Below are 15,231 nucleotides of genomic sequence, written 5' to 3' on the forward strand. Positions count from 1 at the left end.
GCCAGATGGAGGTCATCACCAGCCCGGGAGTCCGAGCTGCTGCGCCTGCTTCTTCACATCCTCGTCGTAGAGCGCCGCCCCGTCAGCAGCGCTCCGGATGCCGGAGCCGACCTCGACCGTGATCTGCTCGAGCGACGGGCCCTTGATCGGCGAGAGGAACTCCAGCGCGGGCGAGGTCTCGCCGCCCTCCTCGAAGTACGGAAGCATGTCTGCGACCGCACGAGGAACGTCGTCGGGAATGGTGCAGCCATCGACGAGGTACGGACCGCTGACGCCGACCGCGTCGGTCATCGCATCACATCCGTCGACGCTCGCGACGAACTCGAGGAATCGCTTCGCCTCCTCGGGGTGCTCGGTGTTGGCCGACGCGTAGATCGCGGGCGGCATCCAGACGGTCAGGCCGTTCGCCCCGTCGCCGGGGAGCGCGAAGAAGCCGATGTCGTCGACGGTGTCGGGGTAGAGGTCGGCGATCGTGCTGATCGCGAACGTCAGCATCGGGTAGTGCGTTCCCTCGCCGTTCGCAACCTTCCGCAGGGCGTCGTCGAACGTCGCCGACGCGAAGTCCTGGTTCAGGAATCCCGCCTCATGGACGTCCTGGAGGTGCTGGAAGCCCGCCATCGCGACGGGATCGTCGGCGTACTTGACTTCGCCGGCGGTGTACTTCTCAGCCCAATCGGGGTCTTCCGCCCGGACGTTGAAGTAGTCGGCGAGGACGAAGATCTGCGACGTCCAGGTGTCGGCGTACGACTGGATGACGGCCTCTTTGCCGGCCGCCTTCAGCGCCTCGTTGTTGGCGGCGAATTCCTCCCAGGTCGTGGGCACGGAGAGTCCGAGCTCCTCGTAGTCCGGAATGTAGTAGAACACCCCGCCGCCCGTTGCGGTGCCGGCCGGTGCCCCGTAGACGCCGTTGTCCGTGGACACCGTCTGCACGTACGACTCGTTGAGCGAATCGACCCAGGGTTCGTCGGCCATGTTGAGGAGCGTCTGATCGGGATTCAGGGCTTGGAACAGCGAGCCGGAGTTGTACCAGAAGAGGTCGGCCATCTCCCCCGTCGCCAGCTTGGTCTTGGTCAGGTTGTCTCCCTCGGCACCGCTCGGACCCGAGCTGTCGAGGTCGATCGTGATATCGGGGTTCGCAGCCTCGAACGCCGCGATCAGCCCCTCGGCGGTTGCCACGTTCGCTTCGACGTTCCCCATGAAGAAGGAGAGCTCCACGGCCTCTCCGTCGCTGGTCCCGCCTCCGGCTGCGCACCCGGACAAGCCGAGCGCGAGGGTCGTCACGCCGGCGAGCACGATCGCCGGCATCCGTCGCTTAGCAGACACCTTTACCTCCTTGTAAAGTCACTCTTGGTAATTACCAGTCAATGACTGGCTTTCGGATCACAGTACGCGCACGCAGCATCCCTGTCAATGAGGGGTTATCGGATAGTGATCCTCGCATGGAATCGACCCGATGAGTCCTGCACGGTTCGGATGCAGCGCTCGAGTTGCGGGGCTGCCTCGTCGACTCGCTCTCCGCGGATGGCGAGGCCTTCTCGAAGCACGGATGAGCTGCGTCGCGAGCTAAGACGGTCACATCGATCAGGGAGTCGAAGCGACAGGGTCGTCCAGTTGATCAGCTCGTCGAGCGGGAAGTTACGAGGAAGCTCTCGAAATCACGTCTGCCAAAAGCAGGTCGGCGGTTTGAGGATCTGTAGCCAGCACGCTCAGCATCCCGGACGAGAGCGCCGCGCGCGTCGCCTCCAGAGGTGTCCGGTCCGCTATGCCCACTCGAACCGGAAACCGACATCCAGGCGTCCTGTGTGCTACCGATCATCCGAGCAGCAACGTCGGCAGCTGCCGGCGCCCCCTGCAGGGTGACCGCAACCTTCAGATCGCCGGCATCGCGTCACACGACGACGCCGCAGAGGTCGTGGCGCGCAATGACGAAACCGGAAAACTTACGGTGTGCCGGACCCATCACGACGATGTTGTCGCCGTCGAGACCATCAACACCCCTGGCGCGCATATCAAGGCCAGAAGAATGCTCGCGAGCCGTTCATTGGCCGCCGAAACCAACGCCGAGGCCGTGTGTGACATCCCCCGAGCGATCCCGCGACTATCCACCCGGCCGGGGTGCCGTTACGCAGGGTGATGCGCGACTCGGTGCGCTCGTACGGTGCCTCCGAAGTCCTGGGTCACTCGTCGGTCGCCACCACCGGCGACATCTACGGGCACGTCTCCCCCGAGGTGTCCGCCTCCGCGATGGAGGTCCTGAGCGAGGCCCTGGGCTAATGGATGTCAGGAACGGATGTCAGATCAGCTGCTAGACGCGACAGAGGCCGTCTCGGTTCTCCCGAAACGGCCTCTGATCAGTGGTTTCAACGGTCGGACTGACAGGATTTGAACCTGCGACCCCTTGGAGGATCCAGGCATTCTCGAATCCTCACCGGTTGTCTCAGGAACTCGCGGATTCCCTTGTGTTTACAGGGAACCGGACGGTTCGCTGCCCTTGATCGTACCCGGTCGGTTCCGGTCACTCACGGTTGATTGTGATGGGAAAACGATGGGAACGCGACGATCGCGTTGAACTGCGCAACACGGTGCTGGTCGAAGTGCTGACGGCCCTTCCTCGAATCCGGCCACGTGCTTGTGACGCTCTTCGAACATGCGAGCGGCTAGGAGCGCATGACACGTCGAACGTCGTCGACTCCGCCGGTGCGGGCGGATTCACGGCCGATCCGCTCGCTCGCCTCGCGGTACGACAGGTCGTCGAGGACGCGACGACGCATGGCGGCGCGCACGCCACGAGCGGTGGCGCGGAAGGGTGTGACGGTCCGCCCACCGCCGGCCTCACTTCCGCGTGCGGTGCACCGATTGAGGGGTCAGGTACGCAGCGAGACCCTCGATGCCGTACTCGACGCCGAGGCCGGAGTCGTGGCGTCCGCCGAACGGAGCGGCGTGATTCGACGCGAAGAAGTTGACGCCGATCGATCCGGTGTCCACGCGTCGCGCGACGTCGAAGGCACGGTCCTCGTCCCTGCCGAACACGATGCCGCCGAGGCCGAACTCGGTCCCGTTCGCGATCGACACGGCCGCGTCGACGTCCGCGGCGCGGATGACGGTGAGCACGGGCCCGAAGATCTCCTCGCGTGCGACCCGCATCAGGGGCGTGACGTCGGCGAACACCGTCGGCGTCACCCACGACCCGTGCTCGAACGGCGCCGGCACGTCGCCGCCGGCCACGACGCGGGCCCCTTCGTCGATGCCCGAGCGGATGTAGCCCCGCACGATGTCCCGCTGCGCGGCTGTCGCGACGGGGCCGAACGCGGTCGCCGGGTCGAGCGGGTCGCCGAGCTGCGCCGTCGAAACCGTCGCGGCGGCGAGTTCGACGACCTCGTCGTACCGCTCTGGCGTCGCGACGAGGCGGGTCGAGATGTAGCAGGTCTGCCCGGTGTTACGCAGGCAGCTGCGCAGCAGCACGCTCCCCAGGTGCTCGAGGTCGGCATCCGGCAGTACGATCGCCGACGACTTGCCGCCGAGCTCGAGCGTCACGGGGCGCAGCAGTTCCCCGCAGGCCGCGGCGATGCGGCGGCCGACGGGCGTCGATCCGGTGAAGGCGACCTTGTCGACATCCGGATGCCGCACCAGCTGATCCCCCACGGAGCTGTCGCCCGTCACGAGGTTCACGACTCCCGCCGGTATCCCCGCCTCGACCGCGGCATCCACGATGAACCGGATCGACAGCGGCGTCGGCGACGCCGGCTTGATCACCACCGTGCACCCCGCGATCAGCGCGGGTGCGAGCTTGATCACGACGAGGTTGATCGGGAAGTTCCACGGCGCGATCAGCGCGCAGACCCCGATCGCGTCCCGGTGCACCGACGTCGCCATGCTCGGATGCAGGGGCGCGACGCGCACGTCGTCGCGCTCGAGATACTCGGCAAGGGACGCGAAGTACCGGATGATGCCGGCGGCGTTCGACGCGGCGCGGGATGTCTCGGCGACCGGCGACCCGTTCTCGAGCGTGTTCGTCGTGGCGAGCTCGCCGGCGCGGCGCTCGACGGCGTCGGCCATGGCGAGCATGCGGTGTGCCCGCTCAGACGGTGCGAGCCCACTCCAGCCGGGGAACGCGCGGCGAGCGGCGGCCACGGCCGCGTCGACGTCGGCCGGCGCGGCGATCGGCGCCGATGCCCAGGCGCGGCCGGTCGCCGGGTCGACCACCTCGAAGCGTCCGGCGCCCTCGGCCGGGCGGTACTCGCCGTCGATGAAGAGGTCGTCGACGTGCCGGTACGGCAGCGTCGCGGAGGCCGCGTCGTGGGCGGACGCGAGCACATCGTGAGTCAGCGCCGGAGCCGGGGCCGGCGCCGGGGTCGAGGAAATCGTCATGACAGTTGCTCCGTCTTCAGCAGCGCCTCGGAGCGCCCGAGCTCGGCCTCGGCCATCTCGACTGCCGCCTGCGTGAGGAGTTCGGGCACGATCTCCACCCGCAGGCGCCGCACGTACTTCGCCGGCGTGAGGCCGAACCATCCCGACGCCAGCGCGATGCCGGCCGGCGTGAACCGCCAGAGGCGGTCCGCGTCGCGCACGAGGCTGTCCTCGATCGACCGCGACTCGGGCCGGGTGTCGTGTCCGTCGATGATCGCGGTGACTCGTGTGACGAACTCGTCGTCGAAGCCCAGCGGTGGCAGCACCTCGCGAGCGATGTCGCAGCCGTGCCGCTCATGCTCGAAGCGCACGTCCGCCGTGCGCCAGTCGCCCGCGAATCCTTCGCTGATGATGCGCGACCCGTCGACGCGGGCCCACCCGGTGTCGTGGAGCAGGATCGCAACGCGCACGACGAGCGCGTCCGCATCCGGATACGCATCGCACAGCCGCTCGGCGTAGGCGAACGAGATCGGCAGGTGGATGTCGTTGCCGCGGGCGCGCGACTCGTCCACGATCGCCCGCCAGAGCGGGTCGAGGTCTTCGCTGCCAGGGGACGCGACGATCGGCGTGGTGTCGACTGGATGGATGGTCTGCAGGGTCATGGTCATGGCGTGTCTCCTCAGGCGGCGAGGGCGGCAGGGTCGATCACGGACTGCTTGAGCGGGACGTCGACGTCGGCTGCGGCATCCGGCGGAATGGTGTGGCCCTTCATCAGCGCGTGGCGGACGGCCATGAACTCGGCGGGCCTATTGACCATGTCGGCGGCGATGAGACGGCCGTCCCGGTAGTACAGCACGCCGAACTTCTCCGAGTCGGGTTCGCCTCGGACGACGACCTCGTCGTACCCCGTCGACAGGCCGGCGATCTGCAGCTTGAGGTCGGCCTGGTCCGACCAGAACCACGGCACGCTGACGTACGGCTCCGGCCGGCCGAGCAGTGTGGCGGCGGCGATCTTCGCCTGCTCGAGGGCGTTGTTGACGCTCTCGAGGCGCACCCGGCCGCCGAGTCCGAGCGGATAGGGGTTGGGCATGCTGGCGCAGTCTCCGGCGGCGACCGTGCGCCCGTCGGATGCCCGGCACGTCGCGTCCACGACGATTCCGTTGTCGATCTCGAGTCCGAGCTGGTCGGCGAGCTCGACGCGGGGCACCACCCCGATACCGACGACGACGAGATCGGCGGGCACGATCCTGCCATCGGCCAGTTCGACCCCGGTGACCGATCCCTTCTGGCCTGCGGCGCTCGCGTCGTCGCCGACGATCCTCGTGATCCGGGCGTCGAGCACCACCTCGGTGCCGCGCCGGCGGTGTGCCGCGAGGTAGAACGCACTCGTCTCCTCGGCGACCACCCGCCCGACCAGCCGCGGACCGGCCTCGAGCACGGTCACCGACTTGCCCAGCTGGCGGGCGACGGCGGCGGTTTCCAAGCCGATGAATCCGCCGCCGATGACGACGACATGATCGACATCCGGCTCGCGGAGCGCAGGTTCGAGCGTGAGTGCGTCGTCGGCGTCGCGGAGGTAGTGCACGCCGCGGTAGTCGGTTCCCGCGACCGTCAGGCGTCGCACCGAGGCCCCGGTCGTGAGCGCGAGACGGGTGAAGCGGATGACACGGCCGCCCAGGGTGGTCGCCGTGCCCGAGCCGTCGGGATCCCGGTGGACCGTCACGACCCGGTCTCCCGAGATGAGCTCGATGCCCCGGCCGGCGAACCACTCGCGCGAACGCAGGATGACGTCGTCGGGCGTCAGCTCGCTCTTGAGCCATCCCTTCGACAGCGGCGGGCGCTGGTACGGGCGATGGGCCTCTTCGCCGATGAGGATGATGGAGTCGGTGTCGCCGAGGTCACGCATGACCGAGGCGAGTTGCACGCCGGCCTGACAGGCGCCGACGATGAGTGTGGTGTCCATGAGCCTCGCCGATCAGATCTGCTCGGATGGTGTGGTGACGTGGTATCGGCAGCCTGACTGCAACTTGATCTGACACGAGAGCCGCGAGTTCTCCTCGCGCTCGACGGCGGTGCCGTCCAGCATCTCGTCCTCCAGGTCGCCGGGCGTGCCGACCAGGGCGAGGGTCTCTGCGGCGACGAACACGTGGCAGGTCGCGCACGAGAGACTGCCGCCGCATTCGCCGATGATTCCGGGCACGCCGTTGCGCACCGCGGTCTCCATGATGGAGTCGCCGGGGCGGCCGTCGATCTCGGTCACGGTGCCGTCGTCGGCGGTGTAGACCACTCTGCTCACGGTCTGCTCCTGGTTCGCGGCATCCGCTGATGCCGTCATGGGGTCGGTGATGGTCATGTGTCTCTCCCTCCTAGAGGAATTGGCGGCCGCCGTCGACCACGATGGTCTGGCCCGTGACGAACCCGCTTGCCGGCGATGCGAGATGCAGCACCGTGCCGACGATGTCGTCGGGGTGGATGGGGCGCTTGATCGATCCGCGGTCGACGCCGTAGGTCGCGGCATCCGACAGCAGGTTCTCGCTCGCCTCGGTGAGCGTGAAGCCGGGCGCGACCGCGTTCACGGTCACTCCGCGTTCCCCCAGTTCGCGTGCGAGCACTCGTGTGAGTCCGATGACCCCCGCCTTCGACGCCACGTAGTGCGCCCACTGGGCGGAACCGCTGAGCACGGTCGCCGACGAGATGTTCACGACCCGGCCGCCCTCGCCGAGGTACGGCGAGCAAGCGCGGGTGACCTGCCATGGCCCCTTGAGGTTCACGGCGAGCACGCGATCCCACTCGGCGTCGTCGATCTCCTCGAACGGCGAGCGACGGATCGTCGCGTAGATCGCGGCGTTGTTCACGACCACGTCGATGAGGCCGCCGCCCGCCTCGGCGGCGAGCAGTGCGAGCGCGTCGGTCGAGTCGCGGTCGACCACGTCGACCCCCGCCCCGACCGCGGGAACCGGTGACGACGTCGAGATCTCGGATGCCGCGCGCTCCGCGCCGGCACGATCGAGATCGGCCAGCACGACGCGGTCGCCGGCGGCGGCGAACGCATCGGCGAAGGCGCGGCCGAGTCCGCCCGCAGCTCCCGTGACGAGCACGGTGCGGGTGCGGCGAGGGGTCGGAGTCGTCATCGCGTGTCCAGGGTCGGGGCTTCCGGGAGTCGGGGCGTGGGGATTGGTCAGTCGAGGAGGGTGACCGTGCCGGTGTTGCCGTCGACCCGGAGGCGCTGGCCCGTGCGGATCTCGGCCGACGCGGTGCCGGTGCCGGTCACCGCCGGCATGCCGTACTCGCGGCACACGATCGCGGCGTGGCTCATCATGCCGCCGATGTCGGTGACGGTCGCGCGGATCTTGCCGAAGATCGGTCCCCAGCTCGGCGCGGTCACCGGCGCGACGAGGATCTCGCCGTCCTGCACCTCGGTGAGCTGGTCGGCACTCGAGATCACGCGTGCGGGACCCTCGGCCACGCCGGGCGAGGCCGCCATGCCCTTGAAGGTCCCGTCGGGCACGTCGCCCGTGCCGAGCCAGTTCGCGATCTGGTCGTCGGTGATGCCCCAGAGCATGAGGGTGAACGGTTCGGTGATGACCTCGGGCGGCGCGTTCAGGGCGGGCTGCGGGCGCGCGGTCGACAGCGCGTCGACGATCGAGCGCCGTCGCTCGACCTCGGTGGGCCAGTAGTCGGGTCCGATCGGCGGAGCGCCGACCATCCAGCCGTTCACGTAGTCGAAGAGCGCCTCGCGCACCTCGTCGCGCCGCAGGTAGAACATGTCGTGCTCGCCGGTCCAGAACCCCTGCTCGTGCAGCATCTTCGACAGCTGCCGGGCCTTGCGCCAGAACACGCCCATCGTCCAGTGCTCGATGTAGAAGTTGTGGTTCTCGACGTAGGGGTAGACGGTGCGCGCAAGCCCGAGCTTGCCCTGGAACGTCTCGAGCGCATCGCCCGAGAGCAGCTCGGCGTACTCGCCCGTGATGCGGTCGCGCTCGGCGACGAGCTCGTCGACGTGCCGGTCGATGTCGACGCCGGCCTGCAACTGCTCGATGTAGTTCTTCACGAATCCGAGCGGGATGGCGGGCACGTCACGCCAGTACTCGTCGTGCGCGTAGAAGCCGTTGCCGGTCGTGAAGTTGAACCAGGGGTCCTGCGCCTCCTGCCACGTCTTCGTCCATGCGGTGCCCGACGGGTGCGCCGCGATCGCGGCGAGGGTGCCCTCGGCGTCGGACGTGTCGGCGAAGAGCGCCGCGAGACCGTCGCGCACCGCGATCTTCGCGAGCTTCTTCAGCTCGTCGTCGGGGCGGAACAGCTCCATGTCGACGCCCTGCACCATGGTGGCGATGGCCAGGTCGGGGATGCGCGGGAACGCCTCCTTGCAGAACATGAACAGGTCGAGGTAGGCCACGTAGCCGAGGTTCAGGAACTCGAAGTGGTATTGCCACGCGCGGTAGGCGAGCGAGATCAGGCGGTCGTACGAGCCGAGCAGCTCGGTCGCGGGCCCGGTGCCCTTGCCGGCGAGCACATCCTCGACCGGGATGGCGTCGGGCAGGGCCTGGAAGTCGAGCGCCTCGAGCTCGGCGATGGTGGCATGGAGCTTCTCGTGCCAGTTCTGCAGCAGGCTCTCCCAGTTCTGGAAGTAGTGGCCCGCGCGCTGGAGGAACTGCGGCACGCGCGCCTCGATGTCGGCCGGGTCGACCGCGACCGGCGACATGTACACGTACCCGTTGTGGATCCGGTACTCGATGCCGTTGGCAGTTGGGATGAGCAGCTGCCGCGAGTTGTACTGGCCGAGGCATCCGACCGCGAACTCGAAGCCAATGGTCTCGAACGGCTTCGTCACGGTCGGCCAGTGCTGGCTGTCGCAGAACCAGAACTTGGCCTCCTCGACCTCGCGGCGGTTGTCCTGGAAGACCAGGTTGTAGGCGTACAGGCTCTTCCAGCCCTCGGCCCCGGCCGGTGCCGGCTGGTCGTACGGGCTGGGGAACGCGCGCCGCACGGGCGCCTCGGCGACCATTGTCGTCTCTGACATGGCTGTCCTCATTTCTGGGTGCTGGGGGTTTCGGGGTGGTGCGATGGGGGCGCCGTCACAGTGCCGGGCGCCGGGCGGTTCAGCGGCCGATCTGGGCCAGCAGGGATTTCGTGATGCTCTCGATGCCGAAGCCCGATGTCGTCGTCGGGACCTCGCCACGATTCGCCCACACGGTTTCGGGGCGCGACTGCAACAGCAGCAGGTTCTCGCCGTCGGGGAGCCCTCGGTCGATCGCCCACTCGATGTCCTGGGGGACGCCGAAGTGCTTCTCGGCGCGCTTCGCGATGGCGGCGATGGCCTTCGCCTCGGCATCGGTGAGGCTGCGGATGCCGCGGCGCTCGGGTTCGACGTCGCGTTCGACGACCGACTTCGCCTCGGGATCGGGGACGAGCTCGAGGTGCTTGTCGCCGATCGTCTCGCTCGTGACCGAGAGCATGACCTTGTCGACGTGGAGGTTGTCGGGCGTCACCTTGCCGGACACGACGAGCTCGCCGAGGCCCCACGCGGCGTCGATGACGATCGTCGACCGGTCACCGGTGGTGGGGTCGATCGTCATCGCGACGCCGGCCACACGGGCGTCGACCATGGCCTGCACTGCCACCGCCATCGACAGCCCCTCGTCGGGGATGCCGTTCTTCTTGCGGTAGACGATCGCGCGAGAGGTGTAGAGCGACGCCCAGCACTGGCGGACGTGCTCGGCGACCTCGTCGCGGCCGCGCAGCCACAGGTAGGTGTCCTGCTGGCCGGCGAAGCTCGCGTCGGGCAGGTCCTCGGCGGTGGCCGACGACCGCACGGCGACGGCGGTGCCTTCGGTGAACCGAGCCTGCAGCGCCTCGTACGCGACCGTGAACTCGTCGTGCACCTGCTGCGGCACCGGCAGTCGCCGGATCTCGTCGCGGATCCTGGCGGAGACCTCGTCGACGTGCGCGACATCGTCGGCATCGATCCCGGCGAGCAGCCGGTGGATGTCGGAAGCGATCCCCGACGCTTCGAGGAACGCCGTGTAGGCGTGGGTCGTGACTGCGAACCCAGGCGGCACGGGCATGCCCGCGTCCGTGAGAGCCACGAGGGAGGCGCACTTGCCGCCGAGGAGCTCGAGCGGCGCAGCGCCCTTCTCGTCGAAGAAGCGGATGTAGTGGTTGTCGGGCACGTCAGGCCTCCCAGGTCACGGCGACGGATGTCGGAACGCGGAACGACAGGTTCTCGCGGAAGCCGATCGGCCCGTCGGCCAGGCGGAGCGACGGCACCGCCGCGATGGTCTCCTCCAGCACGATCCGATCCTGGAGCTTCGCGAGCATGTTGCCGAGGCAGTAGTGGATGCCGAATCCGAACGACATGTGGCTGCGTGCGTCGGTGCGGTCGATGTCGAACTGCTCGGGGTGCGCGAACACGTCTTCGTCTCGGTTGGCCGAGCCCATCAGGAGCAGGATGTTCGCACCGGCCGGGATCGGCGTCCCGCCGATCTCGGCGTCGCGCGTCGCCTTTCGTCGCCACGCGACGATCGAGCCGCTGTACCGGAGCACCTCGTCGATCGCCGAGGGGATGCGCGCGGGGTCGGCGACGATCGCGTCCCACGCCTCACGGTGCGAGAGCAGCACCCGAATGGAGTTGGCGATGAGCGTCGTCGTGGTCTCGTGCCCGGCGAACAGCAGGCTGTAGCAGAGCGAGGCGATCTCGTGGTCGGAGATCTCAGCGCCGGCATCCTGCGCCTCGACAAGGTCGGCGACCAGGTCGTCGCCCCCGCGCTCATGCGCATCGGCCACCAGCCGCTGCATCTCCTGCCAGTACTCGACGAGGTTGTGCGCGTGCGGAATCTGCTGGTCGTCGGAGAGGTCGCCCCAGGTCATCGCGGCGCGCGAGTCCGACCAACGCTTGTAGGTGGGCACCATCGCCGGGTCGACGCCGAGCAGCGTCAAGATCGTGACCGTGGGGATCTCGTAGGCGACATCCATCAGGAAATCGCCGGTGCGGTCGGGGGACTCGAGCATCGCCCGCAGCGCGGTGCGGGTGTTCTCGCGGATCGCCGGTTCGAGCGCCTTGAACCGGCGCGGGGTGAACGCGCGCTGGGCGATCGCGCGGATGCGCGTGTGGTCAGGTGGCACGCGTGCCGAGAGACCCGAGTACGCGGTGAATCCGCCCTCCTTCATGATGCGGGATGCCTCGCGCCCCCGCTCGCGGACCGGAGCCTGGGCGTTCTCGCTCGAGAACGTCTCCCAGTCCTCGAACACGGCGCGCACGTCGGCCCAGCGCGAGACGACCCAGTAGCCGATCCGCTCGTCGTACATGACCGGGTGCTCGCTGCGGAGCTTCGCATAGGCCTCGAACGGGTCGTCCATGTCGAACGGCGAGTAGCCGTGGTGGCCGGTTCCGTGGTCGACGGGGCAGGCCGAAGCCGTGGGCGGGCGCGTGGCCACGGTGCTCTCGGTCGGCGATACGGCCATGACAACTCCTTCGTCAGCAGGCGATCCGCGGGGGCGGGGTGCGATCATTCAAAGCCCAGTCGGGGTGCGCTGCGATCCCGTCTTCTGCTCAGTGGAATCGACTTCACTTGCGGCGTCGTTCCGGCGCGAGCGTTCGCATGGGGAACCCGCCCACGCTCGACTCGATGCGGCGGGCGATGCCGCGGAGCGCCGGAAGGTGACGCTCGAGCGTGTCGAGGTCCTCGGCCCCCGCCACGAGGCCCAGCGCCGCGCCGATGGTGCCCTCGCGCTGGAACACCGGAACGGCGATCGACGAAGCCCCCATCCGCACCTCGTCGACCGTCACCGCGTATCCCCGTTCGCGGATCCCCGCGAGCTCCGCCCGGAGTGCGTCGGGATCGACGTGCGTGTTCGGCGTGCGGCTCTCGAGCGGCTGGGCGAGCACGGCCTCACGGAGCCACTCGTCCTCGTGTGCGAGGATCACCTTGCCCACCGCCGTCGCATGCAGCGGCAGGCGGCCGCCTACGCGCGATGCCTGCGGAACTCGGCGCGTGCCGTAGACCCGGTCGATGTAGAGCACCTCGTTGCGCTCGCGGATCGCGATGTGCACGGTCTCGTTGGTGAGCGTGTAGAGGTCCTGCAGCAGCGGGCGTGCGATCTCGCGCACCTGGCGGCCGGCGTGTTGACCCAGCTCCCACAGGCGGATGCCGATCTGGTAGCGACCGTGCCCGTCGCGCTGCAGCGCCCCCATTCTTCGAGCTCCGCGACCAGCCTATGCGTCGTACTCGGCGCCAGGTCGGTCTCGTGGGCGATCTCGGTGAGGCTCCGCGGCGCCAGGCTCTTCTCGAACACGGCCAGGATGGAGAGGGTGCGCTGGGTCACGGTCTCCCCCGGGCGCGAGACTCCCCCCGCCATCGTGCACCTCCTCGTGCTCAACCTCTCGCCCGGCCGCTCCGGCAACTGGGCTGGTTCCGGTCAGCGGAAGCATACCTTGCCCCGCTCAGGGGATCGTGCGAGCTTGGCAGCGTGAGCACCACCACGAGCACGCGTCTGGACCGCGCGCGTTCCGAGTACTCCCGGTTGGCCCCGGTTAGTCCTTTGTCGGGCCCTCAGCACGGATTGGACGCCGCCTCGAGACGGAGAAAAGTCCCGGCGAGAAATCGCTTCCCACCAAGGACTTTTACTGCACCACCGGGCTGACAGTGTCTGGTTTCAGGACATCGACGACTGGTGGGTCGAGACATGGGCGACTCTGGTGATGTGTCGGGACATCGACGACTGGTCGACGATGGTGCATGGCGAATCGGAACCGGAATCGTGTGATCGTCCTCGCGGTCATCGTCGGCGGGCTGACCCCTTCCGAAGCTGCAGCACGATTCGGTGTCGGACGGCAATGGGTGCACGTCCTCCTCGCCCGCTACCGCGAGTCAGGCGAACCCGGGCTCGAGCCCCGCTCACGTCGACCTCGGACCTCACCGACGGCGACGACCCCCACGACCCGAGCACGGATCCTGGAACTCCGCGACGAGCTCACCCATGCGGGGTTGGACGCCGGCGCGGAATCCATCGCCGCACGACTCGAACGCGCCGGGTTGCCCGCACCAGCCACATCCACGATCTGGCGCGTCCTTCGCGCCCACGACATGATCACCCCGCAGCCACAGAAACGGCCACGTTCCTCGATCATCCGGTTCGAAGCCGCCCAACCCAACGAGACCTGGCAGTCCGATTTCACGCACTGGCCCCTCGCCGACGGAACCGACACGGAGATCATCTCCTGGCTCGATGACCACTCCCGCTACCTGCTGCACATCAGCGCCCACCCCCGCATCACCGGCCCGATCGTGGTCACCACGTTCACCCACACCGCGGACCAGCACGGGCTGCCCGCATCGACCCTGACCGACATTCAAGCTGGGTGGGGACTGTCAGGAAAACGGTGGATCTGGGGCTGGCCTGACCGAAAGGAAGGGCAATGACCCAGACGATCGAGATGATCGATCCCGTGACGGGAGAGATCATCGATCAGCATCTGTGTGTCCTGTCGGAGGATCCGGCGCTGGATCAACGTGATGGCGATGATGATCAGGACNGGGACTGTCAGGAAAACGGTGGATCTGGGGCTGGCCTGACCGAAAGGAAGGGCAATGACCCAGACGATCGAGATGATCGATCCCGTGACGGGAGAGATCATCGATCAGCAGCAGATCGCCGAGCAGCTGCTCGCTCAGGCGAAGGAACAGGGCGTCAGCCTCGTCGGCCCGGGAGGCCTGTTGGGCGGCTTGACGAAGACGGTGCTCGAGACCGCGCTCGAGGCGGAGATGACCGAGCATCTCGGTTACGAGAAGCACGCCTCCAGCGCGGGTGAGAACGCACGGAACGGGACACGGTCAAAGACCGTGCTCACCGAGGTCGGACCGGTGCAGATCGAGGTCCCACGCGATCGTGATGGGTCGTTCCAGCCGAAGATCGTCCGCAAGCGACAACGGCGCCTGGACGGGATCGACGAGATCGTCCTCTCGCTGACCGCGCGCGGGCTCACCACCGGTGAGGTCGCCGCGCATTTCGACGAGGTGTATGGCGCCAGCGTGAGCAAGGACACGATCTCGAAGATCACCGACAAGGTCATCGAAGAGCTCACGGAATGGTCCAACCGTCCGCTGGATCGCGTATATCCGGTGGTGTTCATCGACGCGATCGTCGTCAAGGTCCGCGACGGGCAGGTCCGCAACAAGCCGTTCTACGTCGCTGTCGGGGTCACCACGGCCGGGGAACGCGACATCCTCGGGATCTGGRCCGGCGACGGCGGCGAGGGCGCGAAGTTCTGGCTCGGCGTACTCACCGAGCTGAAGAACCGCGGCGTCGAGGACGTCTGCATCGTCGTCTGCGACGGCCTGAAGGGTCTGCCCGAGTCGATCACCACGACCTGGGAGCTCGCGATCACCCAGACCTGCATCATCCACTTGATCCGCAACACGTTTCGCTTCGCTTCGAGGAAGTACTGGGATCAGATCGCCCGCGATCTGCGGCCGGTCTATACGGCGCCGACAGAGTCGGCCGCGAGGGCCAGGTTCGAAGAGTTCGCGGAGAAGTGGTGCACGATGTATCCGGCGRTCCGCAAGCTCTGGGAGAACGCGTGGACCGAGTTCATCCCGTTCCTGGACTACGACGTCGAGATCCGCCGCATCATTTGCAGCACCAACGCGATCGAATCCCTCAACGCCCGCTATCGCCGAGCGGTCCGGGCGCGCGGTCACTTCCCCAACGATGCCGCCGCGCTGAAGTGTCTCTACCTCGTGACCCGGTCGCTTGACCCGACAGGTCGCGGCAGGGCACGCTGGGTGACCAGGTGGAAGCCCGCGCTCAACGCCTTCGCGATCACCTTCGAAGGCCGCATCAACTAACCATGCGCCAGCCCAGATCCACCGTTAATCTGACAGACCC

At 67.9% G+C, this 15,231-nt stretch carries 14 protein-coding genes and 1 pseudogene; 4 read left to right on the forward strand and 11 right to left on the reverse strand.

Annotation, left to right across the window (positions count from 1 at the left end):
* Positions 1-15: 15 nt before the first annotated feature.
* Positions 16-1,323 carry an ABC transporter substrate-binding protein gene (locus ASG80_RS04195; protein ID WP_235508157.1) on the reverse strand — a complete coding sequence of 436 codons (1,308 nt, stop codon included), beginning with the start codon at positions 1,321-1,323 and terminating at the stop codon, positions 16-18.
* Positions 1,324-1,762: 439 nt separating this feature from the next.
* Here ASG80_RS04195 and ASG80_RS22760 point away from each other — a divergent pair, with 439 nt between their 5' ends.
* Both ASG80_RS22760 and ASG80_RS23355 read left to right on the forward strand, forming a co-directional pair.
* Positions 1,763-2,134 carry an oxidoreductase C-terminal domain-containing protein gene (locus ASG80_RS22760; protein ID WP_082589741.1) on the forward strand — a complete coding sequence of 124 codons (372 nt, stop codon included), beginning with the start codon at positions 1,763-1,765 and terminating at the stop codon, positions 2,132-2,134.
* Positions 2,134-2,274 (forward strand): hypothetical protein, encoded by a 141-nt coding sequence (locus tag ASG80_RS23355; RefSeq protein ID WP_156401634.1) that lies wholly within the window; start codon positions 2,134-2,136, stop codon positions 2,272-2,274. The genes ASG80_RS22760 and ASG80_RS23355 overlap by 1 nt, the downstream gene beginning before the upstream one ends.
* A 558-nt stretch (positions 2,275-2,832) precedes the next feature.
* Here the strand turns inward: ASG80_RS23355 and ASG80_RS04200 are convergent.
* The 10 genes and pseudogenes from ASG80_RS04200 to ASG80_RS24340 all read right to left on the reverse strand — a co-directional run.
* The gene (locus ASG80_RS04200) at positions 2,833-4,368 is read right to left on the reverse strand and encodes an aldehyde dehydrogenase family protein (protein ID WP_082589742.1); all 1,536 of its coding nucleotides are present in this window, start codon (positions 4,366-4,368) and stop codon (positions 2,833-2,835) included.
* Entirely contained in the window at positions 4,365-5,015 is a 651-nt protein-coding gene (locus ASG80_RS04205) for an HD domain-containing protein (RefSeq protein ID WP_056728818.1), read from the reverse strand. The genes ASG80_RS04200 and ASG80_RS04205 overlap by 4 nt, the downstream gene beginning before the upstream one ends.
* Before the next feature lie 11 nt (positions 5,016-5,026).
* Positions 5,027-6,310: an NAD(P)/FAD-dependent oxidoreductase gene (locus ASG80_RS04210; protein ID WP_056728820.1), complete on the reverse strand. Its 1,284-nt coding sequence runs from the start codon at positions 6,308-6,310 to the stop codon at positions 5,027-5,029.
* 12 nt (positions 6,311-6,322) lie between these two features.
* Positions 6,323-6,643 (reverse strand): 2Fe-2S iron-sulfur cluster-binding protein, encoded by a 321-nt coding sequence (locus ASG80_RS04215; protein ID WP_156401640.1) that lies wholly within the window; start codon positions 6,641-6,643, stop codon positions 6,323-6,325.
* Between the two features lie 70 nt (positions 6,644-6,713).
* Entirely contained in the window at positions 6,714-7,478 is a 765-nt protein-coding gene (locus ASG80_RS04220) for an SDR family NAD(P)-dependent oxidoreductase (RefSeq protein ID WP_056728821.1), read from the reverse strand.
* A 47-nt stretch (positions 7,479-7,525) separates the two neighbouring features.
* On the reverse strand, positions 7,526-9,367 hold the full coding sequence (locus ASG80_RS04225) for a PEP-utilizing enzyme (RefSeq protein WP_235508158.1): 1,842 nt from the start codon (positions 9,365-9,367) through the stop codon (positions 7,526-7,528).
* A gap of 79 nt (positions 9,368-9,446) precedes the next feature.
* Positions 9,447-10,517, reverse strand: a complete 1,071-nt coding sequence (locus ASG80_RS04230) for a PEP/pyruvate-binding domain-containing protein (protein ID WP_056728826.1) — start codon at positions 10,515-10,517, stop codon at positions 9,447-9,449.
* A 1-nt stretch (position 10,518) separates the two neighbouring features.
* A complete protein-coding gene (locus ASG80_RS04235; RefSeq protein ID WP_056728828.1) occupies positions 10,519-11,808 on the reverse strand; it encodes a cytochrome P450 in 1,290 nt (429 codons plus the stop codon).
* 103 nt (positions 11,809-11,911) lie between these two features.
* Positions 11,912-12,538: an IclR family transcriptional regulator gene (locus tag ASG80_RS04240; protein WP_235508159.1), complete on the reverse strand. Its 627-nt coding sequence runs from the start codon at positions 12,536-12,538 to the stop codon at positions 11,912-11,914.
* A 53-nt stretch (positions 12,539-12,591) separates the two neighbouring features.
* Positions 12,592-12,702: pseudogene (locus tag ASG80_RS24340) on the reverse strand (IclR family transcriptional regulator); the annotation flags it as partial.
* Between the two features lie 380 nt (positions 12,703-13,082).
* Between ASG80_RS24340 and ASG80_RS04245 the strand changes: the two are divergent.
* Both ASG80_RS04245 and ASG80_RS04250 read left to right on the forward strand, forming a co-directional pair.
* On the forward strand, positions 13,083-13,766 hold the full coding sequence (locus tag ASG80_RS04245) for a helix-turn-helix domain-containing protein (RefSeq protein ID WP_056728830.1): 684 nt from the start codon (positions 13,083-13,085) through the stop codon (positions 13,764-13,766).
* A gap of 186 nt (positions 13,767-13,952) precedes the next feature.
* Positions 13,953-15,191, forward strand: coding sequence for an IS256 family transposase (locus ASG80_RS04250; protein WP_369816209.1), 1,239 nt, complete (start codon positions 13,953-13,955; stop codon positions 15,189-15,191).
* Positions 15,192-15,231 lie beyond the last annotated feature (40 nt).

This window comes from Agromyces sp. Soil535 (genome assembly GCF_001428255.1).
In the GTDB taxonomy this organism is placed as follows: Bacteria; Actinomycetota; Actinomycetes; order Actinomycetales; family Microbacteriaceae; genus Agromyces.

Excerpts from the sequence above, each read along its gene's own strand:
- ASG80_RS22760 (WP_082589741.1), top strand. The coding sequence starts at position 1,763 with ATGCCCACTCGAACCGGAAACCGACATCCAGGCGTCCTGTGTGCTACC.
- ASG80_RS23355 (WP_156401634.1), top strand. The coding sequence starts at position 2,134 with ATGCGCGACTCGGTGCGCTCGTACGGTGCCTCCGAAGTCCTGGGTCAC.
- ASG80_RS04200 (WP_082589742.1), bottom strand. The coding sequence starts at position 4,368 with ATGACGATTTCCTCGACCCCGGCGCCGGCCCCGGCTCCGGCGCTGACT.
- ASG80_RS04205 (WP_056728818.1), bottom strand. The coding sequence starts at position 5,015 with ATGACCATGACCCTGCAGACCATCCATCCAGTCGACACCACGCCGATC.
- ASG80_RS04210 (WP_056728820.1), bottom strand. The coding sequence starts at position 6,310 with ATGGACACCACACTCATCGTCGGCGCCTGTCAGGCCGGCGTGCAACTC.
- ASG80_RS04220 (WP_056728821.1), bottom strand. The coding sequence starts at position 7,478 with ATGACGACTCCGACCCCTCGCCGCACCCGCACCGTGCTCGTCACGGGA.
- ASG80_RS04225 (WP_235508158.1), bottom strand. The coding sequence starts at position 9,367 with ATGTCAGAGACGACAATGGTCGCCGAGGCGCCCGTGCGGCGCGCGTTC.
- ASG80_RS04235 (WP_056728828.1), bottom strand. The coding sequence starts at position 11,808 with ATGGCCGTATCGCCGACCGAGAGCACCGTGGCCACGCGCCCGCCCACG.
- ASG80_RS04240 (WP_235508159.1), bottom strand. The coding sequence starts at position 12,538 with ATGGGGGCGCTGCAGCGCGACGGGCACGGTCGCTACCAGATCGGCATC.
- ASG80_RS04245 (WP_056728830.1), top strand. The coding sequence starts at position 13,083 with ATGGCGAATCGGAACCGGAATCGTGTGATCGTCCTCGCGGTCATCGTC.